The sequence below is a fragment of the Massilia sp. GCM10023247 genome, from assembly GCF_042653325.1.
Classification (GTDB): domain Bacteria; phylum Pseudomonadota; class Gammaproteobacteria; order Burkholderiales; family Burkholderiaceae_D; genus Telluria.
The window spans coordinates 31,066-51,998 of record NZ_JBHSIB010000011.1; the positions used below are offsets into that span (position 1 = coordinate 31,066).

General features: G+C 68.7%; 21 protein-coding genes. 8 read left to right on the forward strand and 13 right to left on the reverse strand.

Annotation, left to right across the window (positions count from 1 at the left end; translation table 11 throughout):
- Positions 1-35: 35 nt before the first annotated feature.
- Together ACFPAH_RS10540 and ACFPAH_RS10545 are read right to left on the reverse strand one after the other, a co-directional pair.
- A complete protein-coding gene (locus ACFPAH_RS10540) occupies positions 36-2,888 on the reverse strand; it encodes an EAL domain-containing protein (protein WP_379744468.1) in 2,853 nt (950 codons plus the stop codon).
- Between the two features lie 121 nt (positions 2,889-3,009).
- Positions 3,010-3,789: a fused MFS/spermidine synthase gene (locus ACFPAH_RS10545; RefSeq protein WP_379744470.1), complete on the reverse strand. Its 780-nt coding sequence runs from the start codon at positions 3,787-3,789 to the stop codon at positions 3,010-3,012.
- A gap of 140 nt (positions 3,790-3,929) precedes the next feature.
- Between ACFPAH_RS10545 and ACFPAH_RS10550 the strand changes: the two genes are divergently transcribed.
- The 3 genes from ACFPAH_RS10550 (at position 3,930) to ACFPAH_RS10560 (ending at position 6,431) form a co-directional block, all read left to right on the forward strand.
- Positions 3,930-4,205, forward strand: a complete 276-nt coding sequence (locus ACFPAH_RS10550) for a hypothetical protein (RefSeq protein WP_379744472.1) — start codon at positions 3,930-3,932, stop codon at positions 4,203-4,205.
- 8 nt (positions 4,206-4,213) lie between these two features.
- A complete protein-coding gene (locus ACFPAH_RS10555) occupies positions 4,214-5,392 on the forward strand; it encodes a GGDEF domain-containing protein (protein WP_379744474.1) in 1,179 nt (392 codons plus the stop codon).
- A 67-nt stretch (positions 5,393-5,459) separates the two neighbouring features.
- Positions 5,460-6,431 (forward strand): hypothetical protein, encoded by a 972-nt coding sequence (locus ACFPAH_RS10560; protein WP_379744476.1) that lies wholly within the window; start codon positions 5,460-5,462, stop codon positions 6,429-6,431.
- Positions 6,432-6,452: 21 nt separating this feature from the next.
- Here the strand turns inward: ACFPAH_RS10560 and ACFPAH_RS10565 are convergent, their stop codons facing one another.
- Complete coding sequence (locus ACFPAH_RS10565) at positions 6,453-6,989, reverse strand: hypothetical protein (RefSeq protein ID WP_379744478.1); 537 nt, start codon at positions 6,987-6,989, stop codon at positions 6,453-6,455.
- Between ACFPAH_RS10565 and ACFPAH_RS10570 the strand changes: the two genes are divergently transcribed.
- Entirely contained in the window at positions 6,988-7,284 is a 297-nt protein-coding gene (locus ACFPAH_RS10570; protein ID WP_379744480.1) for a hypothetical protein, read from the forward strand. The two genes, ACFPAH_RS10565 and ACFPAH_RS10570, sit on opposite strands and share 2 nt — an antisense overlap.
- A gap of 25 nt (positions 7,285-7,309) precedes the next feature.
- Here the strand turns inward: ACFPAH_RS10570 and ACFPAH_RS10575 are convergent, their stop codons facing one another.
- The 6 genes from ACFPAH_RS10575 to ACFPAH_RS10600 all read right to left on the reverse strand — a co-directional run bounded on the left by ACFPAH_RS10575 (position 7,310) and on the right by ACFPAH_RS10600 (position 11,767).
- Positions 7,310-7,597, reverse strand: coding sequence for a hypothetical protein (locus ACFPAH_RS10575; RefSeq protein WP_379744482.1), 288 nt, complete (start codon positions 7,595-7,597; stop codon positions 7,310-7,312).
- A 182-nt stretch (positions 7,598-7,779) separates the two neighbouring features.
- Positions 7,780-8,427, reverse strand: coding sequence for an ABC transporter ATP-binding protein (locus ACFPAH_RS10580; RefSeq protein WP_379744484.1), 648 nt, complete (start codon positions 8,425-8,427; stop codon positions 7,780-7,782).
- Positions 8,428-8,441: 14 nt separating this feature from the next.
- Complete coding sequence (gene phnE / locus ACFPAH_RS10585) at positions 8,442-9,239, reverse strand: phosphonate ABC transporter, permease protein PhnE (RefSeq protein ID WP_379744486.1); 798 nt, start codon at positions 9,237-9,239, stop codon at positions 8,442-8,444.
- Entirely contained in the window at positions 9,236-10,063 is an 828-nt protein-coding gene (locus ACFPAH_RS10590) for a PhnE/PtxC family ABC transporter permease (protein WP_379744488.1), read from the reverse strand. Before ACFPAH_RS10590 ends, phnE begins: the two co-directional genes overlap by 4 nt.
- A gap of 2 nt (positions 10,064-10,065) precedes the next feature.
- Positions 10,066-10,878: a phosphonate ABC transporter ATP-binding protein gene (locus ACFPAH_RS10595; RefSeq protein WP_379744490.1), complete on the reverse strand. Its 813-nt coding sequence runs from the start codon at positions 10,876-10,878 to the stop codon at positions 10,066-10,068.
- Between the two features lie 13 nt (positions 10,879-10,891).
- Positions 10,892-11,767, reverse strand: a complete 876-nt coding sequence (locus tag ACFPAH_RS10600; protein WP_379744492.1) for a putative selenate ABC transporter substrate-binding protein — start codon at positions 11,765-11,767, stop codon at positions 10,892-10,894.
- Positions 11,768-11,908: 141 nt separating this feature from the next.
- Here ACFPAH_RS10600 and egtD point away from each other — a divergent pair, with 141 nt between their 5' ends.
- The 4 genes from egtD to ACFPAH_RS10620 all read left to right on the forward strand — a co-directional run bounded on the left by egtD (position 11,909) and on the right by ACFPAH_RS10620 (position 15,512).
- Positions 11,909-12,907: an L-histidine N(alpha)-methyltransferase gene (gene egtD, locus ACFPAH_RS10605; protein WP_379744494.1), complete on the forward strand. Its 999-nt coding sequence runs from the start codon at positions 11,909-11,911 to the stop codon at positions 12,905-12,907.
- A gap of 11 nt (positions 12,908-12,918) precedes the next feature.
- Positions 12,919-14,187: an ergothioneine biosynthesis protein EgtB gene (gene egtB / locus ACFPAH_RS10610; RefSeq protein WP_379744496.1), complete on the forward strand. Its 1,269-nt coding sequence runs from the start codon at positions 12,919-12,921 to the stop codon at positions 14,185-14,187.
- A gap of 20 nt (positions 14,188-14,207) precedes the next feature.
- A complete protein-coding gene (locus ACFPAH_RS10615; RefSeq protein WP_379745982.1) occupies positions 14,208-15,170 on the forward strand; it encodes a YihY/virulence factor BrkB family protein in 963 nt (320 codons plus the stop codon).
- A gap of 171 nt (positions 15,171-15,341) precedes the next feature.
- Entirely contained in the window at positions 15,342-15,512 is a 171-nt protein-coding gene (locus tag ACFPAH_RS10620; protein ID WP_379744498.1) for a hypothetical protein, read from the forward strand.
- Positions 15,513-15,577: 65 nt separating this feature from the next.
- On the opposite strand, the gene ACFPAH_RS10625 is transcribed toward ACFPAH_RS10620, so the two are convergent.
- From ACFPAH_RS10625 to ACFPAH_RS10640, 4 genes are all read right to left on the reverse strand, one after another.
- The gene (locus tag ACFPAH_RS10625) at positions 15,578-16,726 is read right to left on the reverse strand and encodes a GGDEF domain-containing protein (RefSeq protein ID WP_379744500.1); all 1,149 of its coding nucleotides are present in this window, start codon (positions 16,724-16,726) and stop codon (positions 15,578-15,580) included.
- A gap of 130 nt (positions 16,727-16,856) precedes the next feature.
- Positions 16,857-17,912: a selenide, water dikinase SelD gene (gene selD / locus ACFPAH_RS10630; RefSeq protein ID WP_379744502.1), complete on the reverse strand. Its 1,056-nt coding sequence runs from the start codon at positions 17,910-17,912 to the stop codon at positions 16,857-16,859.
- A gap of 26 nt (positions 17,913-17,938) precedes the next feature.
- Complete coding sequence (senB, locus tag ACFPAH_RS10635; RefSeq protein WP_379744504.1) at positions 17,939-18,907, reverse strand: selenoneine biosynthesis selenosugar synthase SenB; 969 nt, start codon at positions 18,905-18,907, stop codon at positions 17,939-17,941.
- Between the two features lie 151 nt (positions 18,908-19,058).
- Positions 19,059-20,531, reverse strand: coding sequence for a DEAD/DEAH box helicase (locus ACFPAH_RS10640; RefSeq protein ID WP_379744506.1), 1,473 nt, complete (start codon positions 20,529-20,531; stop codon positions 19,059-19,061).
- Positions 20,532-20,933 lie beyond the last annotated feature (402 nt).

Sequence of the window (20,933 nt, forward strand, 5' to 3'; positions counted from 1 at the left end):
CCTCACTTGGTACCTGACAACATTGCCAGGCTGCCTCAGGCGTCGGCCGCTTCCGTCTCCGCCTCGGCCGGATGCTCGATGACGCGCAATCCGCGTCCCTCGCGCAGCAATTGCTCGAACTGGGGGCCCGCCAGCGGCTTGCTGAAGTAATAGCCCTGCATCTCGTCGCAGCCATGGCGCCGCAGGTAGTCGAGCTGCTCTGCCGTTTCCACGCCTTCCGCGATCACGGCCAGCTTCAGGTTGTGCGCCAGCGCGATGATCGAGGTGACGATGGCCTCGTCGTTGGCGTCGCGCGTGATGTCGGCCACAAAACTGCGGTCGATCTTGAGCACGTCGATCGGGAAGCGCGACAGGTAGGACAGGCTCGAATAGCCGGTGCCGAAATCGTCGATCGACAGGTTCACGCCGAGCGCCTTCATGCGGTGCAGCAGGTCGACGGCCGGCGTGATGTCGCTCATGAACAGGCTCTCGGTGAGCTCGATCTCGAGGTATTTCGGCTCCAGCCCGGTGTCGCGCAACACCGCTTCCAGGCCTTCGAGCAGGTCGGGTGCGCCGAACTGGCGCGCCGACAGGTTGACCGCCACCCGCAGCTTGTCGTAGCCGGCATCGTGCCAGGCCTTGTTCTGGGCGCAGGCGGTGCGCAGCACCCAGGCCCCGATCGGCACGACCAGGCCGGTGTCTTCGGCAATGCCGATGAAGCGGCCGGGGGGCACCATGCCCAGTTCCGGGTGCTGCCAGCGCAGCAGCGCTTCCATGCCGACGATCTTGCCGCTCTTGATGTCGACCTGGGGCTGGTAGTACAGCACGAACTCGTCGCGCTCGAGGGCATTGCGCAGCGCGCCTTCGATGCGCACCCGCTCCAGCGATTCCTCGTTCATGGCGGGCGTGTAGAACTGGAAGTTATTACGGCCCAGCTTTTTCGCGCGGTACATCGCGATGTCGGCGTGCTCGATCAGGACGTCGGCATCGGTCGCCTCGCTCGGGTAGACGGCGACGCCGATGCTGCAGGTCACAAAAAATTCCTTGGTGCCGAGCATTACCGGCTGGGCAACGGCGGCCATGACGCGTTCGACGATGTCCTGGGTCAGCTGCTGCTCGCCATGTTCCGACACGATCACCACGAACTCGTCACCCGACAGGCGCGCCACCGTGTCGAGGTCGCGCAGGGCCCCGCGCAGGCGCGCCGCCACCGTCATCAGGAGCACGTCCCCGGCCTTGTGGCCCATGCTGTCGTTGACGAACTTGAAGCGGTCGAGGTCGATCAGCATGACCCAGACCGGATTGCCGCTGCGGTTGGCATAGGCCACCGCCTGGCCCAGCCGGTCCTGCAGCAGCGAGCGGTTCGGCAGGCCGGTCAGCACGTCGTGCTGGGCCACGTGGTGCACGCGCTGCTCGGTCAGCTTGCGCTCGGTGATGTCGCTGCCGGTGCCGCGGTAGCCGGTGAAATTGCCGTTCTGGTCGAACACGGGCTGGCCGTTGACGCAGAACCAGCGGGTTTCGCCATGGTCGTCGACCACCTGGTATTCGAGATCGTTGAAGGGCAGGTAACCCTTGACCCGGGCGATGTGGGCGCGGCCGCTCTCGGTCTCGGCCAGCGACGGCACGTATTCCCAGCGCGTCTTGCCCAGCACGTGTTCGACCAGCACGCCGGCCTTTTCGGAAAAGCCGCCGGTCACCATCGTGAAGCGCAACTGCGCATCCTGCTCCCAGTACCAGTCCGAGGACATCGACACCAGCTGGCGGAAGCGCTGTTCGCTTTGCTGCAGGGCTTTTTCGGTGCGCTCGCGCGCGACCATGTCGTCGACCAGGCGCCGGTTGGTGCGCTTGAGGTCGGCGGTACGGGTGCGCACCAGCTGCTGGACGCGGCGGGCGCGCTCGCCCGAGTACTGTACCCAGGCCGCCGTCAACAGGCTGAGCAGGATGCCGCCGGCCAGCAGCGCCAGCGAGGCCAGGTGGTCGGCCGCGAACGGACGCGGCGTTGCGGCGACCTCGACCAGCCATGGGCGGCCGGCCAGGTCCAGCTTGCGGACCGTGCGGTTGCTGTGCTCGGGGGCGATCCAGCGCGAGAGCGGATCGTCCGCCGGCAGGGCGCCGCCGTTGCCGTTGCTAAAGACCAGGTCGGCGGCGGTGGCCCTGGCGCCGGCGTAGACCGCCATCACGACCTGGTCGTCGCCCAGCAGGCCGGCGTCGGCCAGTGATTTGTGCACCAGTTCGCGCGCGCGCACCACCACCGAGGTGTCGCCGACCAGTTTGCCGGCGCGGTCGTGCACGGGCAGGATCACCTGGAAACTCGGCTGCGGGTTCGGATCCTGGATCAGCGGAAACAGCGGCGTGGCGGCGGCCCGGCCTTCGGCCTGCGAGCGCGCCAGCGCCTCGTTGACCGGCGCGCGCGTGGCGGAGTCGAAACCGAAGGCCGGTTCGTTGCCGGCCATCGGCTCCAGGTAGTACACGATGCTGTAGAACGGGCGCTGCTCTGCCGGCGCCTGGCGGCTGTCGCGCTCTTCGCGGATCACGGTGCCGGGAATCACGGCCTGCAGTTCGGCCTCCACCGCGGCGCGCTCGCCGTCGGCCACCAGCCGGTGGTAATTGAAGGCCTTGATGAACGGATGGCGCTGCAGCAGGGGCGCCGTAAAATCGTGGAACTGGGCGCGCGTGACCGGGGTGCCGAGGGCAAACAGGCGGTTCGCCACCGTGATCACCTCGACCGCGTCGTGCAGGCCTTCGCGCACGGCGGCCACTCGCTGGTCGGCGCGCTGGGCAAACGACAGGGCCAGGTTGTCGTATTCCAGGTGGCACACTCCCAGGAACAATGCGATCGACGCGGCAAGACCGGCCCCGAAGGTCAGGGCGGCGGCACGGGTCGGGGAAAACAGGAGGCGACGCGACATGTTCCGTTCCAGGAAATTATTTGCCTGTGGGCATTAAACAGACAAGTTTGTCACATTTCCGGTCCTTTCCGCAAACTATTGTCGCGGCGGGGTCCGTGTAGGGATGGGTCTGTCGCCGCGATCAGACAGGGCGCCAGGCCAGCCAGGCGACCACGGCCCGCGCCAGCAGCCGGTTCAGGAAGGCGAAAGCCAGGCCACGCCGGCGCGCCACGCCTTGCTGGAGGCGCAGCGCGCGGCGCGCAGGCGAACCCGGCGCGGGATCGGGCGTGGCCTTGACGGCGAACAGCAGGTGGTTGTTGCCGGCAATGCCATGGAAATCGCAGACGCGGTCGGCGAACGCCGCCTTCACGCGCGCCACCAGCGCGGCGTGGGCCGGATCGTAGGCGAGGATGTTCGCCACCAGCACCCCCCCTTCGCGCAGCGCGCGCCGGCAGCCGGCGTAGAAGGGCGCGCTGCCGAGTGCCTGGGGCATGCCGGCGGCGTCGAAGCCGTCGACCAGGATGACGTCGAAGCTGGCGGGCGCGGCGCCGATGTACTCGGCGGCGTCGGTGTGGACGATGCGCAGGCGCGCGTCGTCGGCCGGCACGCAGAACTGCTCGCGCAGGGCGATCACCTCGGCGCTGATTTCGAGCACCGTGATGCGCGTGCCGGGAAAGTGGCGGTAGCAGAACTTGACCAGCGAGCCGCCGCCCAGGCCCACCATCAGGATGTGGCGCGGCCGCGGCGCGAACAGGGCGAAGCACATCATTGCCCGCGCGTAGTCGAGCACCAGCGCGTCGGGGCGCGAGAGCAGCATCTCGCTCTGGATGTCGCCCTCCTGGAACTCGAGCGTGCGCCGGTTGCCGCGGGTGCGAACCAGCGGCGCGGAACGGTCCTGGGTGGGTGCGGATCGGTGTGGCATGACGCCAGTATAGCGATGAGCGCGGGCGCGACGAACCGACCTGCGCAGCGGCGCGCGGCCGCATCCTCCGGGCTGCCTGAAACTTGTTCACAGGCATGAAATTCTGATAAGCTGGCCCTTGCCGCCACCCGGAGTTTTCCATGTTCCCCGATCACCCATCGATCACCGCCACCGACAGCCAGGACCAGCCCGAGCGCATCGAGCGACTGCACCGCGTGTATGGCTACGCGCTGGCGCTGGCCGACAGCGCGGGCGACGCCGCTTTCGCCGACAAGTTGACCCAGTTACACGACCACAAGGACACCCTGATCGTGTTCTGGAACCTGGTGCCGGGCGAGCCGGAACGCGCCATCTTCGCGCGCGCCTGGGCCAGCCAGACCGGCGACGCCACGGCCAGCGTCGAGCACGAATGCTGAGCGCGGCCATGACGACGATGGATCCGACCACGATGGTGCTGGTGCTCGCGCTGGGCAACCTGGTCCTGTGCAGCGTGCTGTTCTTTTCCGACTACGGCGGCCAGCGCAGCCCGGCGGCCGCCACCTGGGGCCTGTCGAAACAGGTGCAGGCGGCAAGCTGGATCCTGCTGTGCCTGGGCGGCGCGCGGGTGCTGCCCGAAGCGCTGGCGTTCCCGGCCGGCTGGGCCCTTCTCGTCGGCGGCGTCGCGCTGGAAAGCGGGGCGCTGTGGGAAGCGTCGGGCAGCCCCCGCTGGCGGCGCGCGATGGTGCCGCTGGCGGTGGCCGCGGTGCTCGCCTTCCTGGTGTGCTACCTGATCGACCCGATCGGCCTGCGCGCGCTGGCCAGCGCCTTGCTGCTCGGCGCCCTCTACCTGGTGGGCGCGGCGGCGCTGGCGCGCAACTGGGGCCAGGCCAGCATGCTGCAGCGCACGCTGGCCGTTGCGATCGGCTTGCTGGCCCTGGTGGTGGCCGCGCGCGGCATCCTGGTGCTGGTCATGCCGGGCGGCTGGCGCTGGCTCTCGCACGACCTGCTGCGCGAGCTCTCGACCGCCGCCTTCTACCTGTTGATGCTGATCAGCGGTTTCGGCTGGCTGCTGCTGGCGCGCGAAGGCCTGCAGCGCGACATCGCGCGCCTCGAAGTGATCGACCTGGTGACCGAGACGGCCAACCGGCGCGGCTTTTTCCAGGCGCTGGCGCCGTGGCTGGCGCTGGCGCGCCGGCCCGGTTCGCCGACCTCGCTCGTCGTGCTCGACCTGGACGGTTTCACGCGCGTGAACGACGGTTACGGCCACCCGGCCGGCGACGTGGTGCTGCGCCACGTGGCCGACCTGTGCCGCCGCCAGCTGCGCGATAGCGACCTGCTGGGACGCCTGGTCGGCGGCGAGTTCGCGCTGCTGCTGCCGCGTACCGGCGGCGAAGAGGCGATGCTGGTCGCCGAGCGCATGCGGGCCGCGATCGAAAGCACGCCGGTCAAGACCGAGCGCGCGCTGATCTCGATGACGGCCAGCTTCGGCGTCACGACGATCCGCCCCGACGACAGCCAGCTGACCCTGTTCCAGCGCGCCGGGGCGGCGCTGAAGGCGGCCAAGGAAGGCGGGCGCAACGCCGTGCATCTGGCGCCGCGCGCAGCGGCGCCAGAAGTAGAGTAAAACTCAGGTCATCCGGCTGTCATACGGCCGGACCATACTCCAGGTTCCTCCACCCGCCGGACGAACCATGGCCGATTCCACCCAAGCACCACCCGTCTATGCCGCCGTCGAACTCGGGTCCGACAGCTTCCGCCTGCACGTCGCCAGCGTCGAGCATGGCGCCGTGCAGATCCTTGCCACCGTGGACGAGCCGATCCGCCTCGGCGCCGCGCTCGGCGCCAACGGCTGCCTGGGGCCGGAAACGATGCGGCGCGCGCTGGCCTGCCTGCGCGACTTCCGGGCCCGCCTCGCGCCCTGGGAGCCGCGCGCAGTGCGCGCCGTCGCCACCGCCGCGCTGCGCCTGGCCTGCGATACGCCGGCCTTCCTGCCGGCGGCCCAGGCCGCGCTCGGCCATCCGGTGGAGGTCATCAGCGGCGAGGAGGAAGGGCGCCTGATCTACCTGGGCGTGGCCGGCGCGCTTGGCGCCTCCGGCGATCCCGGCGATCCCGGCGCGCGCCGCCTGGTGCTCGACATCGGCAGCGGCTCGACCGAAGTGGCGCTCGGGCGCGGCATGCAGGTCGAGCTGGTGCAGTCCTTCGGCGTCGGCGCCCTGCGCCAGGGACTCGCCTTTTTCGGCGACGGCATCTCGGGCGCCGCCTTCGAGGCCGCGCTGGCCTCCGCGCGCAGCCGGGTGGCCGATGCCGCCATGCTGGCGGGCAAGCACGGATGGGAGCGCGCCTACGGCGCTTCCGGCACGCTGCGGGCGCTGGCCGAACTGGCGCACACGCCGGTGCTGGACCTGGCCGGCTTGCAGGCGCTGCGGCGCGCGCTGGTAGAGGAGGGCGGGCTGGCGCGCGCCTGGCCCCATCCGGGGCGTGCGATCCAGCTGGCCGGCGGGCTCGCGTTGCTGCTGGCCCTGGTGCAGGAGCTCGGCATCCGCGAGCTGGTGCCGGTCCAGGCAGGCCTGCGCGCCGGCGCCATCCGCGACTTGCACAGCCGGGCCGGGGAGGGCGGGGGAAGGGGCGCGCAATCGTACGCGCCCTATCCGGAATGCGCGTGATCGACTATATTGTTTATCTTGTTAAGTAGTGGAATACCCAATGACCAGAAAATCGGTTCCTGCGGCGGCCCGGGGCGCGACCCCGCCGGCGCGGGCAAAGGCAGCATCCTCCCAGGCAGTCCCGGCATCTCCAGCAGTCCCGCGCACACGGCGCGCGACCAGTTCCGCCACCCAGGCCGCAAGCGAAGCGCCGCCACGCGCTGCGAAGGCGCCGTCCAAGGCCGGGGCTGCGGCGAAAGCGGCCGCCAAGGCGACGGCAAAGCCGGCCGCAAAATCGGCAGTAAAAGCAGCACCGGCAAAAGCAGCGCCGGTAAAAGCAGCGCCGGTAAAAGCAGCACCGGTAAAAGCGGCGGCGGCAAGCAAAGCGGTGGCTAAGCCCGCTGCAAAAGCGGCCGTCAGGCCGGCTGCCAAGGCAGCCGCGAAGCCGGCGCCGGCGGCCAAGCCGGCCAGGGCGCCCGCAAAGAGCGCTGCGAAGTCCGGCAAGGCGCCGAAAGCCGCCTCCAGGGCGGCCGGCGCCAGCGCGAAGCAGCCCGCCGCGGCCGTGAAAAGCGCCGCCATGGCGGTCGTGAAGGCGGCCAGGGGCGCAGTGGCCGGCCGCGCCCGCACGCTGGATGCGCCGCCGGTCGACACGGCGCGTCCCGCGCTGGTGCGCGACAGCTTCACCATGCCCGAGGAAGAGTATGCGGTGCTGGCCGCCGTCAAGCAGGCATGCCTGAAGGCGGGTGTCGAGGTCAAGAAGAGCGAACTGCTGCGCATCGGCGTCGCGCTCGTCGGCCGCCTCGACATGGCGACCCTGCGCCAGGTGCTCGACAGCCTGCCCCAGCTCAAGACGGGGCGCCCGCCGGGCCGCTGATGTGCGCCGTGCGCGCCGGCGCCGGCTAGTGCAGCGAGGCGGTCGTCAGTTCCTTCAGTTCGCGGATCGGGATGTTCGATTTTTCGTGCATGCGCAGCAGGATCGTCGCACCGACGTTGAGCTTGCGGTGACGGATCTTGCTGATGATCGGCGGCTGGACCTCGAGCACCCGGCAGAGTTCGGCGTCATTCTTGAGGTGCAGCTTTTCGATCAGCGTGTCGAGCAGCTTGTTGGGGACGAAGCTCGAGGGCTCGAGGGCGCGCGCACGATGCATCGCGGCGAGCATTTCCTGTTTTTTTTGGCGTACGTTCATGTACTCCTCCAAAATACTTTGGTTGAGGGGACAGGACCGTTCTGGAGACGCCCGGATTTTTGTTAGCTTATGCGTGCGGGTCGTTGTGATATTACTACGACATCGTTGTAAACGACGCACTATTCACTGTAACTGAACGTAACATGTTTGTTTCCTCGCGGAAGTTGCGCTAATTCACGTTTTTAAGCTGCGGGTTTGAGGCCGTCGCGCGTCAGCAGCAGCACCTCGTCGGCCATCTCCGCCGCAGCGTGCGAGTGGGTGACCATGATCGCGCCGGCGCCGGTGGCGCGAATTTCGGCGCGCAGCAGGCGCAGGATGCCGCCTGCCGTTTCCGGGTCGAGGTTGCCGGTCGGCTCGTCGGCCAGCAGCAGGGCCGGGCGGTGCACCAGGGCGCGCGCGATCGCGACGCGCTGCAGTTCGCCGCCCGAGAGCTGGCGCGGGAAGTCGGCGCCGCGCCCGGCCAGTCCGACCGCCGCCAGCATCGCCTCGGCGCGCGCCGTGCCCTCGCGGTTGAGCAGCAGCGGCAGCGCCACGTTCTGCTGCAGCGTCAGGTGCGGCAGCACGTGGAAGGCCTGGAAGATGAAGCCCATGCGCGTGCGGCGCAGGCCGGTTGCGGCATCGTCGTCGAGCGCGGACATGGGCGCGCCGTCGACGATCACCTCGCCGCTGTCGGGGACGTCGAGGCCGGCGATCAGGTTCAGCAGGGTCGACTTGCCGACGCCCGATTCGCCCATGATGGCGACGAAGCGCCCGGGCGCGAAGCGGTACGACAGGTTCGACAGCACGGCGCGTCCGCCGTAGGTCTTGGTCAGGCTTGCCAGTTCGAGCATGGGTTGGGTGCCGGTTATCGGGTCAGGGCGCGCCGCAGCGCGAAACTGGCCGCATCGACCAGGGCTACCAGCAGCAGCATCGCCAGCACCACGGTGGCGGCGCTCTGCATCTGGAACAGCGACAAATGGTATTTCAGCATCTGCCCCAGGCCGCCCGCGCCGACCACGCCCAGCACGGCGGCGGCGCGGATGTTGTTCTCCCAGCGGTACAGGGTATAGGACAGCATTTGCGGCAGGGTCTGGGGCAGGGTCGCGTACAGGAAGGCGGCCGCCGCGGAGGCGCCGTTGCTGCGCAGCGCCGCCTCCGGCAGCGGCTCGGCATTTTCGAGGGCGTCGGCGAACAGCCGTCCCAGCACGCCCGCCGTGTGCGCGGCCAGCGCCAGGGTGCCGGCAAACGGTCCCAGGCCGGCAGCCACCAGCAGCAGCGCCGCCCACACCAGTTCGGGGATCGAGCGCAGCACGTTGAGCACCAGGCGCACCGCGGCGCGCGCGGGCGCACCCCAGCGGCCGGAGGCGGGCAGGGCCAGCAGCAGGCCGGCGCCCACCGCCAGCAGGGTGCCCAGGGCCGACATCGACAGCGTTTCCAGCGCCGCGCCCAGCGTCTTGCGCAGGAAGGCCGGGGCCAGGTCGGGCGGCGCGAAGCCTGCCAGGAATTCGCGCGCCGTCGCCAGCGCCTCGGGCGTGAAAAAGGCCGTCAGCTCCAGTTGCAGGCTGGCGAAGCTGGCGATCACCAGTGCCAGCAGGGCCAGCAGGAGCAGGGGCGTGCCCCACGAACGCGGCGGGGCGGGCGGCAGCGGCGCGCGGGCCGTCATCCGAGCCTCCTGCGCAGCAGTTTGGAGACCAGGTCGGCGCAGGCTACCAGCAGCACGAACACGATCAGCATGGTGGCCACTTCGCCGCCGGCCATCATGCGGGTCGATTCGTCCATCCGCTGGCCCAGGCCGCCGGCGCCGACGAAGCCCATGATGGCCGAGCCGCGGATCGCGCACTCCCAGCGGTAGACCGTGTACGAGACCAGTTCGGCCGCGGCGTCCGGCAGCGCGCCGTAGAGCAGGGCGGACAAGCGCGGGCTGCCGCCCGCGAGCAGGGCGTCGGTCGCGTGGGCGTCGCCCGACTCGAGGATTTCGGCATACACCTTGGCCAGCATGCCGGAATAGGTGAGCGCGATCGCCAGCACCCCGGCCGTGGGGCCGAGCCCGACCACGCGCACGAACAGCAGCGCCCAGACCAGCTCCGGCACGCTGCGCAGCAGCACCAGCACCCAGCGCACCAGCTGGCGCAGGCCGGCGGCCAGTGGACGCATGCGTCCGGTCCCCAGGCGCGAGATCGACAGCCGCTCGCTCACCAGCAGCGTGGCGGGGATCGCGCCGAGCAGGGCCAGGGTCAGGCCGGCGGTGGCGATCGCTACCGTGACCCAGGTGTCGCGCAAGACCATCAGCAGGAATTCGAGCGAGTGCGCCGGGCGCAGGAAGTCCGACAGGAAGCTGCCGGCGGCCGCCAGGCTTTGCAGGTCGAACAACAGCCAGGGCTTGAACTCGCTGAAGACGAGCATCGGCCACAACAGGGCGATGCCGCCGGCGCATGCCAGCAGGCGCCAGCGCCATGCCGGGTCCGGATGCAGTATCTGGCGCGCCATCGTCAGAAGCAGGCGCCCACGGCGATGCGTTCGGGCGGCTCGTGCGGCCGCGGCGGCTGCGGCGCGGCGCTGTCGTTCTCGTAGAGGGCCGCGATCATGGCGTCGGTGACGCGCTCGCGCGGCAGGTCGAACACGATGCGCCCGCCCTTCAGCCCGACCAGGCGGTCGAAATGGGCGCGCGCCATCTCCACCTGGTGCAGGCTGCACACCAGGGTGGCCTTGCGCGCCGCCGCTTCGGCCTGCAGCGTCGCCAGCGTCAGGCGCGCCAGCGTCGGGTCGAGCGCGGAGATCGGCTCGTCGACCAGGAAGGCATCGGCGGAGGATAGCAGCAGGCGCGCCAGCGAGCAGCGCTGGCGCTCGCCGCCCGAGAGCCGGTCGACCCGCGCGTACAGCTTGTCGCCCAGGCCGAAGCGCGCCAGGGCGGCGTGGGCCGCGTCCGGGTCGGCCGGGCGGAACAGCGAGGCCAGCGCCCGCCAGAAGCTCCAGTGCGGCAGGCGCGCGGCCAGCACGGCCGTGACCACGCGCTGGCGCGGCGGCAGCGGCGGCGTCTGCGGCGCCAGGAACAGGCGCGCGCGCAGGCGGTGGCGCGCCTGCTCCCCGAGCGCCCAGGGGGCCTCGCCAAACACGGCGAAACTGCCGGCGGCAGGGCGGTGCGCACAGGCGAGCGTGGACAGCAGCGTGGTCTTGCCGGCGCCCGACGGGCCGATCAGGGCCAGCTGCTCGCCTTGCCCGACCGCCAGGTCGAGCTCGTGCAGGACGGGCAGGCCTTCGCCAGCCAGGTGGCGCACCGTCAGTTTGTCGAGCTTGAAACTCATCGGGCCTCGGGGGTTACTTCAGCAGGCCGGCACTGCGCGCCGCGGTTTCGATCGGGCGATACAGTTCGGCCGAGGTCGGGATGAACTTCGTGGCGCGCTGCAGTTCGAGGATCTCGCGGCCTTGCGGGGTCGACGCGTCGAGCGCCAGGAAGGCATCGCGGATCTTCTTTTGCAGGGCCGGGTTCATGTTGCTGTGGACCGACCAGTTGTAGTCGACATAGCCGGGCGTCGTGTAGAACACGCGCACCTTCGGGTCGACCTTGTTTGCCTCGACCAGCTTTTGCCAGACCGAGATGTTGAGCGCGCCGGCATCGACCTTGCCGCCGCTGACCGCGGCCACGGTGGCGTCGTGCGCGCCCGAGAATGCCACGCGCTTGAGGTCGGTATCCGGATTGATGTTCGCGGCCAGCAGGAAGGAGCGCGGCATCAGGTGGCCCGAGGTCGAGGACTCCGAACCGAAGGCCAGGGTTTTCCCGCGCAAGTCGTCCAGCTTCTTGATGGCGGGGGAGGTCGTGATGAACACCGAGCGGAAGCTGGCGTCCTCGGCGCGCTGCACCAGCGGCACGACCTGGCCCTTGCTGCGCACGTTGGCCTGCACGAAGGTGAAGCCGCCGAACCAGACCATGTCGATCTTGTGGTTGATCAGTCCCTCGACCGAGGCCGCGTAGTCGGTCACCGGGGTGAACTCGACCTTCAGGCCGGTGGCCTTGGCCAGGTATTCGCCCAGCGGCTTGAATTTGCGCTGCAATTCGGTCGGTGCTTCGTCGGGGATGGCGGACACGCGCAGCACGCCGGGCGTGTTCTGGGCGGCGGCGTTGAACGCGGCGGTCGACAGCGCCAGGGCGGCGCTGGCGCCGAGCAGCAGTTTCCTACGGGACATCGAGGACATGTTGGCCTTCTTTTTCATGAGGGGAACGGGACGCCAGCACGGTTCGGCGGCTGGCAAACGCGGGGAAATCGGGTATTCCGTTATGATAGCAAAAACAGCAACTTCTCCGGTCCTGGGCGCATCTGCGCCCCGGCGGCACGAATGATAAACCTTATGCTGACCTCCTGCACAATCGAGAACCGCTGCGCCACACCAACGAACCCGGCCCCGGCGCCCGGGCCGGCCGATACTGCGGCCGAACTGGCCGACGGCCTGGCCGCGCCCGAGGCCCGGATCTCCCCGAAATTCCTCTACGACGGACTCGGCTCGACACTGTTCGAGGCGATCTGCGAACTCGATGAATACTATCCGACCCGTACCGAGGCGGCGCTCTTCGCGCGTTACGGCGCCGAGATCGCGCGTGCCTGCGGGGTCGGCACGACGCTGATCGACCTCGGCGCCGGCAACTGCGCCAAGGCCGCGTCGCTGTTCCCGCGGTTGTGCCCGGCGCGCTATGTCGCGGTCGACATTTCCGCCGATTTCGTCACCGACGCCCTGGCGCGCCTGCGCGCGCGCTTCCCGCACATCGCCATGGAAGCGCTCGGACTCGATTTCTCGAGCGGCCTGGCGCTGCCCGACAGCGTCCCCGCGAAGCGCCGCCTGTTTTTCTACCCGGGTTCGTCTCTGGGCAATTTCACGCCGCCGGAGGCGCGAGCCTTCCTGCAGCGCCTGCGCAAGAACTGCGGCCCGGACGGTGCGCTCCTCATCGGCATCGACCTGGTCAAGGAGAAGGCCGTGCTCGACGCGGCGTACGACGATGCGCTGGGCGTCACCGCCGCCTTCAACCTGAACATCCTGCGTCACGTCAACCGCCTGCTCGGCGCCGACTTCGATGTGCGCGGCTGGCGCCACGTCGCCTTTTATAACGATGCGTGCGGACGGGTCGAAATGCACCTCGAGGCACGCAGCGCCCAGCACGTGCGCTGGGCGGGCGGCGGGCGCGACTTCGCTGCCGGCGAACGCATCCATACCGAGAACAGCTACAAGTACCGCCAGGCAGACGCCATCGCCTTGCTCGAGCAATCGGGCTTCGAAGCGACGCGCATCTGGCTCGATGCGCGCTTCCCGTTCGCGGTCATCCACGCGCAGGCATCAAGCTGACGGGGCGCGCGATGGGGGCACAGGCTCAGGCGCAAACTCCTGCGGACACGCCCGTACAGGCTACGCTGCATGCCCAGGCAAGCCGCTATGCGCAAGTGCGCCAGCGCTCGCTGCAATTGGCCGCGCCGCTGTCGCCGGAAGACTGCAGCGCGCAGTCGATGCCGGACGCGAGCCCGGTCAAATGGCACCTGGCGCACACGAGCTGGTTCTTCGAGACCTTCCTCCTGGAGCCGCGCGAGCCGGGTTTCGCACCCTTCCATCCGGGCTTCCGGATGCTGTTCAATTCGTATTACAACGGCGTCGGCGCCAGGCACCCGCGTGCCAGGCGCGGACTGCTGACGCGGCCCTCGCTGGACGAAGTCCTCGCCTACCGCGCCGACGTCGACGTTCGCATGGCGCGCCTGCTGGCGGCCGAGGCGGACGACCCGGGCCTGGCGGCGTTGGTGGAACTGGGCCTGCAGCACGAGCAGCAGCACCAGGAATTGATGCTCACCGACCTCAAGCACCTGCTGGCGCAGAATCCCCTGATGCCGGCCTATGCCGACGATCCGCTGGCGCCGGACCTGGCGCCGCCCGCGCTCGCCTTCCTGCCTTTCGACGGCGGGCTAGTCGAGATCGGCCACGATGGACGCGGCTTCTGCTTCGACAACGAACTGCCGCGCCACTGGACCTATGTCGCGCCGTTTGCGCTCGCCTCGCGCCTGGTGACCAATGGCGAATATTGCGCCTTCATCGAGGCCGGCGGCTACCGCGATCCCAGCCTCTGGCTGGCCGAAGGCTGGGACCTGGTGGCGGCCGGCGAACTGGCGGCGCCCCTTTACTGGCAGCGCGGCGAGGACGGCGCCTGGCAGGAATTCACGCTGCACGGACTGGCCGCGCTCGACGCCCATCGTCCGGTCACCCACGTCTCGCTGTACGAGGCCGATGCCTATGCGCGCTGGGCCGGGGCGCGGCTGCCGACCGAATCCGAGTGGGAGTTTGCCGCGCGCCAGGCCAGTATCGAGACCGGCCACCTGCATCCGGGCGGCGCGCTGGGCGAGGGGCTGGCCCACATGTTTGGCGCCTGCTGGCAATGGACGAGCAGCAGCTACGCGCCGTATCCGGGCTATGCCCCGGCGCCAGGCGCGATCGGCGAATACAACGGCAAGTTCATGGTCAACCAGTACGTGCTGCGCGGCGCCTCCTGCGCGACCCCGGCCGGCCATGCGCGGGCCAGTTACCGCAATTTCTTCCCCGCTGGCGCGCGCTGGCAATTTACTGGAATCAGGCTGGCGCGATGAAGGGCGTAAGCCGCATGGACATGACGCGCCTGCGCCTGCACCGCTTGCGCAAGCGGCGCAAGCGGGTACGGATCCTGAACCGGCGCGCCAACGCCTACATCCTCAAGCATCCGCTCGCGTTTATCCTGAGCGTGCTCAAGGCTTTCCGGGCCAACCAGGGCCTGCTGCTGGCCGGCGCGGTGGCCTATTACGCGCTGCTGTCGATCGTGCCCTTCCTGATGCTGGTGGTGGTCGCGCTGTCGCATGTCATCGCCCAGGACGAACTGCTCGACACGCTGCGCCGCTACCTGGAATTGCTGATGCCGGGGCAGTCGGTCTCGATCGTGGCCGAAGTCGCGAACTTCCTCGACAACCGCGAGCTCATCACCTGGGTGCTGGGCGGGACCATGCTGTTCTTCAGCTCCTTCGCCTTCACGGTGCTGGAAAATGCGATGAGCGTCATCTTCGTGCACCGGGTCGCGATCCGGCGCCGTCACTTCCTGGTCTCGGCCTTGCTGCCTTACTGCTACATGCTGGCCCTGGGCATCGGCGTGATGCTGGTGACGGTCGTGGCCGGCACCTTGCAGGTGCTGGGCACGGAGAGCGTGCACCTGCTCGGCAGCGACTGGTCGCTGGGCGGCGTCTCGGGCGCCCTGCTGTATCTGCTGGGCCTGGCTGGGGAAATCCTGGTGCTGACCTCGATTTACCTGGTGATGCCGGTCGGGCGCCTGTCGCTCTCGCATGCGCTGGTCGGCGGCATCACGGCGGCGCTGCTGTGGGAAGCGGCGCGCCACGTGCTGGTCTGGTATTTCTCGACCCTGTCCCAGGTCAACGTCGTCTACGGCTCGATGACGACGGCAATCGTCGTCATGTTCAGCCTCGAGATCGGCGCCACGCTGCTGCTGTTCGGCGCCCAGGTCATTGCCGAGTACGAGCGCGTCGGTCGCGGCAAGCCGGAACGGCATCCTCCGATGACCACCGCCCCTGCCGTCAAGCGCGCCTGACAGAGCGTCGATGGCGGCGTTGCACGGTCTTGCCCCGGGGCGCTTTGCCGAGCGCTGCAGAGGCGGCGAGCGTATTTCTTGCGTTGCCGCAATTTCCGCGATGAAACCCGGTGGCACAGTAAGTTCTTGCGCCAGCACAACGCTGGGCACAATGTGAGAACGGGAGGTGTCATGGAGGCAGGCGTATTCCTGGGGTTACCGCTGCCGGTCCTGGTGGCGTTCGTCTTGATGTTGTTCGGGCTGGTGCTGGTGGCGCGCCAGCTGCACCAGCTGCACAAGCCCGCCGTGGTGCGCAGCGGCGCCGCGGACCCGCGCGGGCGCCGCCAGTCGCAGCTCGACTGAGCTCGACTGCGCGCGCCTCAGCGCAACTCAGCGCAACTGAGCTCAGCTGATCGTAACTGAGCCGCTTACAGCACGACGCTGCAGTTGCGTCCCGCCGACTTCGCCGCATACAGGGCGCGGTCGGCGCGTTCGATGGCCTGGTCGATCGGCTCGCCTTCCTCGTACCTGGCAAAACCTGCCGAAAACCGGATGCGCACGTTCGGCAGTGCCGGGCTCGCGGCGACGCGCAGGGCTTCGCGCAGGCGTGCCACACCGAGCGTCGGCTCGCCCGGCGGGGTTTCCGGCAGCAGCAGCAGGAATTCCTCGCCACCCCAGCGGCCGATGATGTCGGTGCTGCGCAGGACGGCCTGGGCCTGGGTCGCGAACCAGCGCAGGACGGCGTCGCCGGCGGCGTGGCCGTGGCTGTCGTTGATGCTCTTGAAGTGGTCGAGGTCGACGATGCACACGTAGAAGCGCGGCCCGCCGCGCGCCTGGCGCGTGGCGTGCTCCTGCAGCAGCGTCATCATGCGGCGCCGGTTCGGCAAGCCGGTCAACTCGTCGCGCGCCGCCATTTCCTTGATGTGGGCGAGCGCTTGCTCGAGCGCAAGCTTCTGGGTCTTGAGGCGGGCGCGCATGGCCAGCAGCCGGCCCGAGAGCAGGGCAATGGCCAGCATGACGACGGCCGTCATACCAAAATTGAACAGTTCGCGCTGCGGCTGGTAATACTCGGGCTGGTGCCGGGTGCACCAGAGCATCACCGCGCCCATCACCGCGACGGTGTAGGCGCTGAGAATGCGCACGGCCGCCGCGCGCAGGCTGAACATGCCGAACACCATCACCAGCGCCAGCATGATGACGGTCGCGCCATGCACCGGACCGGTGATCGCATAGGCACAGGCGATCAGGGTCTGGGCCATGATGGCCTGGGGCATGGCCAGGGTCGGGTCGCTGAAGCGGCGGTTGTGGCCGCTGCGGATCACCGCGTAGAAACCGCCGATGAACGCGAAGAAGGCAAGCGAGAGCACGGCGACCTGGCGCGCATCGGCCACGCCGATCGCGGCGGCATACACGAGCAGCATGACGATCATGGCCGTGACGAGCACCGCCAGGCCCAGCAGCCCAAGGGTCAGGCGCTGCCGGCTGTCGCTGCCGAGGAAGAAGGCGCCCAGCCGGGCCCGCAGGCAGGGCGGGTGGCCAGGGTCGGTAGCCGCATGGGCTTCCTGTTGCATACGCATTGTCTCAAGAGAATTTGTTAAGGGCCGGTCTGCGCCGGCAACCTGCGATTATACAACCGACAATTCTCAAAAATACAATTTATTGCTCTGTGGATGCGAAAACAGGCCTGGCGGCGGCCCGGGTGACGCCTCAGGCCTGGACGACGACGCGCGCTGCGCCGGCCGCCATGCGGCCGATGACCTGGGCGTCGCCGAAGCCTTCGCGCGCAAACAGGGCCAGCACGTCGTCGGCAACGGCAGCGTCGCAGGAGACCAGCAGCCCGCCCGAGGTTTGCGGGTCGGTCAGCAGCGCCTGCTGCGCCGGCGTCACCGCTTCGCCCAGGACCACGTCGCCGCCATAGGCTGCCCAGTTGCGGCCGGAGGCACCGGTGATGAAGCCGTCCTGCGCCAGTTGCAGCACGCCAGGGAGCAGGGGAATCGATGCCATGTCGAGTTCGGCCGTGACGCCGGCGCCGCGCGCCAGTTCGAGCAGGTGGCCGAGCAGGCCGAAGCCGGTGACGTCGGTCAGTGCGTGCACGCCGTCCATCTCGGCCAGCGCCTTGCCTGGCTTGTTGAGCTTGGTGGTGTTGGCGATCATGGCGGCGTAACCGTCGGCGCCGAGCACTTCTTTCTTGAGTGCGGCCGAGAGCACGCCCACGCCGAGCGGCTTGCCGAGGATGAGCACATCCCCGGCCCTGGCATCGGCGTTGCGCTTGACCTTGCTGGGGTGCACCAGGCCCATCACGACCAGGCCATAGATCGGTTCGACCGAATCGATGGTGTGGCCGCCGGCGATCGGGATGCCGGCTTCGGCGCAGATCGACTCGCCGCCGCGGATGATCTCGCCGATCGTCTCGAGCGGCAGCTTGTTGATCGGCATGCCGACCAGGGCCAGGGCCATGATTGGGGTGCCGCCCATCGCGTAGACGTCGGAAATGGCGTTGGTGGCGGCAATCCGGCCGAAGTCGAAGGGATCGTCGACGATCGGCATGAAGAAGTCGGTGGTGGCGATCAGCGCCTGTTCGTCGTTGAGCTTGTAGACGGCGGCGTCGTCGGCCGTCTCGATGCCGACCATCAGCTGGGGCGGCACGGGGAAGCCGCTCGACTTCTTCAGGATTTCCGCCAGTACGCCCGGCGCGATCTTGCAGCCGCAGCCGCCGCCGTGCGAGAAGGAAGTCAGTTTGATGGTCTGTTCTGGGGCATTCATGTCGATTCCACGTCCATATCGGTTGCTCAAGGGAGAAGATTATCCACCAAGTCGGTCAATGCCGCTTGCTCGGCGCCTGGTGCGAACAGCGGGGCGCGCGCCGCGCACTGGCGCGCCAGCTGCCCGTGGAAGGCGGCGTCGCCGGCGCAGCGGTCGATCAGGCGCGCCAGTGCGGCCGCGTCGCCGGCCGGAAAGTAGCCGGCGTAATCGGGGCCGAGCATGCCGCGGTTGCCGTCGATGCCGGATGCCAGCACCGGCACACCGCTGGTGACGGCTTCGATGATGACGTTGGCGCCGCCCTCCATCGTCGACGCGATCGCCATCGCGTGGCAGGCGGCCAGGCGTGCCCGCGCGTCGGCGTGGGGCAAGGGGCCGAGCCAGCGGTAGCGGGGCGTGTCGCGCTCGGTCGCGCGCGCGGCCGCCGCCAGGTTCTCGTCGAGGGCGGCGCCGATGTGCAGCAGTCGCACGCGCTCATCGGTGACGAAGGCGGCGCTGCGCATGAAGGTCAGCGGATCCTTTTCGGGGCGCAGGTGGCCAATCATGCAGATCTCGAACGGGCCGTCGCCCGGCGCCTGCGCGCCGGCGCGGGGCAGGGCGGGTGCCGACTGGTAAATGACACGCGCCTTGGCCCGCAGCGGCGCCGGCAGGCGCGCCAGGCCCGCCTCCTGCAATACTACCAGCGCGCTCGCCCCCTCGAGCGATGCGCGCGCCTCGGGCGAGGTGTCGATGTCGCGGTACAGGTCGGTGCCGGTCAGGACCAGGATCGTGGGACGCTGCGGAAAGGCGGCGCGGAAGGCAGCCAGCGAAGCGGCCGAGCGGCGCGCGTGCAGGGCGATCAGGAGATCGGGCGCCGTTTCCCCGTCCGGCCACTGCCCGCACACCTCGACCGCATGGCGGCCGGCGAGGAACTGCGCCCAGCGGCTGGCGGTTTGCCAGTTGCCGTTGTTGTCGCGCGCGCTGGCGGGGCTGGCGATGGTGATGCGGGGCAGGTCCATTCGGTAGGGCTGGGCAGGTCGGTAGGCGATTATACGGCGTGCGCCGCATATGAGCCGCCGTGACGCGTGCATCCGGCGGCGGCAAGGCGCGATCCGGCAGGCGAAAAAAAACGGCTGCCGAGGCAGCCGTTCTCTACTCGCACTTCAACGATCAGTTGTCGCCGAAGCTGCGGCGTGCGCCGTCCGACGAGCGCGGGTGGGCGCCGCGGTAGCCGCCGCCGCTGCCTTCGCGGCGCGGTGCGCCTGCGCTCGGGCCGGTGCGGAAGCCTTCGCGCGGTGCCGCGTCACGGTTGTAGCCGCCTTCGCGCGGAGCCGAAGGCTTGCTGAAGCTGCGCTGGCCCGGCTTGGCGGCGCTGCGGCCGTCGCCCGGCTTCCAACCGCCTGGACGGGCGTTGCTGCGTGCAGCAGGTGCCGAACGCTTCGGCTCGAAACCTTCCACCACGTCGACCGGGATGGTCTGCTTGGTGAAGCGCTCGATGCGCTTGACGTTCATGCCCTCGGCGTGGTTCACCAGCGAAACGGCGACACCATTGCGGCCGGCGCGGCCGGTACGGCCGATACGGTGCACGTAGTCCTCGGGGAACTTCGGCAGGTCGTAGTTCACCACGTGGGTGATGGTCGGCACGTCGATGCCGCGGGCGGCGACGTCGGTTGCCACCAGCACGCGCACCTGGCCGCGGCGCATGCTGTCGAGCGTGCGGTTGCGCGCGCCCTGGTGCATGTCGCCGTGCAGCGCAGCGGCTGCGAAGCCGGCGATGTTCAGGCGGTCGGCGATGGTGTCGGCGTCACGCTTGGTGGCGGTAAACACCACGGCCTGGTCCATCGACTCGTCGCGCAGCAGGTGGTCGAGCAGGCGGTTCTTGTGCGACAGGTCGTCGACGAAGTGCACGCGCTGCACGATGTTCTCGTGACGCTTGGTGCCGCTGGCGATCTGGATCGTCAGCGGGTCTTTCGTGATGCGGCGCGCCATGTTGCCGACGACGCCGTCGAGCGTGGCCGAGAACAGCATGGTCTGGCGGGTGCTCGGGGTGGCGGCGACGATCTTCTCGATGTCTTCGATGAAGCCCATGTCCAGCATGCGGTCGGCTTCGTCGAGCACCAGGATTTCCAGCTGGGAGAAGTCGATCTTGCCCGATTCCATGTGGTCGATCAGGCGGCCCGGCGTTGCCACCAGGATTTCAGGGTTCTTCGACAGCAGTTGCATCTGCTTCGGGTAAGGCATGCCGCCCAGGATCGACACGGCGCGGATGCGGCGCATGTAGCTGCCGTATTTTTCGGTCGCGGTGGTGACCTGCAGGGCCAGTTCGCGCGTCGGGGTCAGCACCAGCATCTTCGGCTTGGCTGCGGTGAAACGGACGCGCTCGCCGCGCGAACGGGCCGACTGCGCTTCTTGCGCAGGGGTGCGGCCTGGCGCTGCTGCCGGCTCGGCGCTCACCAGCTTGTGCAGGGCGGGCAGCATGAACGCGGCGGTCTTGCCCGAACCGGTCTGCGACGACACCAGCAGGTCGCGGCCTTCGATGGCGGCCGGGACGGCTTGTGCCTGGACCGGGGTCGGGACCGTGTAACCGGCTTCGCTGACTGCTTTGACGATCGTGGCGTGGAGGCCTAGTGCTTCAAAACTCATTGTTTGCTTTTCTTTCGGTAGTGATCAGCGCTCGTCGGTATGAACGGGCGCGAAATAGCAACGCGAACCAACAGAACGAAATGACTCAGAAATGAAAGAAATTTCGGCACAAAAGCTTTGCGCCGGGACGGTGTCAAAGGTTCGACACGCAGGGCGGGAGGGCTTTATGGAGGGCTGCCGGAAAGTGGCAGGCCTGGGTTGCGATGCTGCTTGTTGTACTGCTTGCTGCTGCGACGAAGTGTCTTATTGCAGCGCACAAACGACACTATACAGTAGTTTGTAAATGCTTGCACAGGCCGCTCACTTTGAGCTAGCGCAAACAAATACCTAACGCCGCGCAAACCACCGGCATCTTGAACACAAAACGAGCTTTTGGGTTTGACCTTGAAACCACTAGCGCAT

Bases quoted from the DNA above. Each gene is read 5' to 3' on its own strand.
- ACFPAH_RS10575 (WP_379744482.1), bottom strand. From the start codon at position 7,597: ATGAACGTACGCCAAAAAAAACAGGAAATGCTCGCCGCGATGCATCGT.
- selD (WP_379744502.1), bottom strand. From the start codon at position 17,912: ATGAATGCCCCAGAACAGACCATCAAACTGACTTCCTTCTCGCACGGC.
- ACFPAH_RS10580 (WP_379744484.1), bottom strand. From the start codon at position 8,427: ATGCTCGAACTGGCAAGCCTGACCAAGACCTACGGCGGACGCGCCGTG.
- ACFPAH_RS10595 (WP_379744490.1), bottom strand. From the start codon at position 10,878: ATGAGTTTCAAGCTCGACAAACTGACGGTGCGCCACCTGGCTGGCGAA.
- ACFPAH_RS10540 (WP_379744468.1), bottom strand. From the start codon at position 2,888: ATGTCGCGTCGCCTCCTGTTTTCCCCGACCCGTGCCGCCGCCCTGACC.
- ACFPAH_RS10555 (WP_379744474.1), top strand. From the start codon at position 4,214: ATGACGACGATGGATCCGACCACGATGGTGCTGGTGCTCGCGCTGGGC.
- ACFPAH_RS10615 (WP_379745982.1), top strand. From the start codon at position 14,208: ATGACGCGCCTGCGCCTGCACCGCTTGCGCAAGCGGCGCAAGCGGGTA.
- ACFPAH_RS10565 (WP_379744478.1), bottom strand. From the start codon at position 6,989: ATGGCGGCGCTTTTCACGGCCGCGGCGGGCTGCTTCGCGCTGGCGCCG.
- ACFPAH_RS10550 (WP_379744472.1), top strand. From the start codon at position 3,930: ATGTTCCCCGATCACCCATCGATCACCGCCACCGACAGCCAGGACCAG.
- egtD (WP_379744494.1), top strand. From the start codon at position 11,909: ATGATAAACCTTATGCTGACCTCCTGCACAATCGAGAACCGCTGCGCC.
- ACFPAH_RS10560 (WP_379744476.1), top strand. From the start codon at position 5,460: ATGGCCGATTCCACCCAAGCACCACCCGTCTATGCCGCCGTCGAACTC.
- ACFPAH_RS10625 (WP_379744500.1), bottom strand. From the start codon at position 16,726: ATGCGTATGCAACAGGAAGCCCATGCGGCTACCGACCCTGGCCACCCG.
- ACFPAH_RS10545 (WP_379744470.1), bottom strand. From the start codon at position 3,789: ATGCCACACCGATCCGCACCCACCCAGGACCGTTCCGCGCCGCTGGTT.
- ACFPAH_RS10570 (WP_379744480.1), top strand. From the start codon at position 6,988: ATGGCGGTCGTGAAGGCGGCCAGGGGCGCAGTGGCCGGCCGCGCCCGC.
- egtB (WP_379744496.1), top strand. From the start codon at position 12,919: ATGGGGGCACAGGCTCAGGCGCAAACTCCTGCGGACACGCCCGTACAG.
- ACFPAH_RS10620 (WP_379744498.1), top strand. From the start codon at position 15,342: ATGGAGGCAGGCGTATTCCTGGGGTTACCGCTGCCGGTCCTGGTGGCG.
- ACFPAH_RS10590 (WP_379744488.1), bottom strand. From the start codon at position 10,063: ATGGCGCGCCAGATACTGCATCCGGACCCGGCATGGCGCTGGCGCCTG.
- ACFPAH_RS10640 (WP_379744506.1), bottom strand. From the start codon at position 20,531: ATGAGTTTTGAAGCACTAGGCCTCCACGCCACGATCGTCAAAGCAGTC.
- phnE (WP_379744486.1), bottom strand. From the start codon at position 9,239: ATGACGGCCCGCGCGCCGCTGCCGCCCGCCCCGCCGCGTTCGTGGGGC.
- senB (WP_379744504.1), bottom strand. From the start codon at position 18,907: ATGGACCTGCCCCGCATCACCATCGCCAGCCCCGCCAGCGCGCGCGAC.
- ACFPAH_RS10600 (WP_379744492.1), bottom strand. From the start codon at position 11,767: ATGTCCTCGATGTCCCGTAGGAAACTGCTGCTCGGCGCCAGCGCCGCC.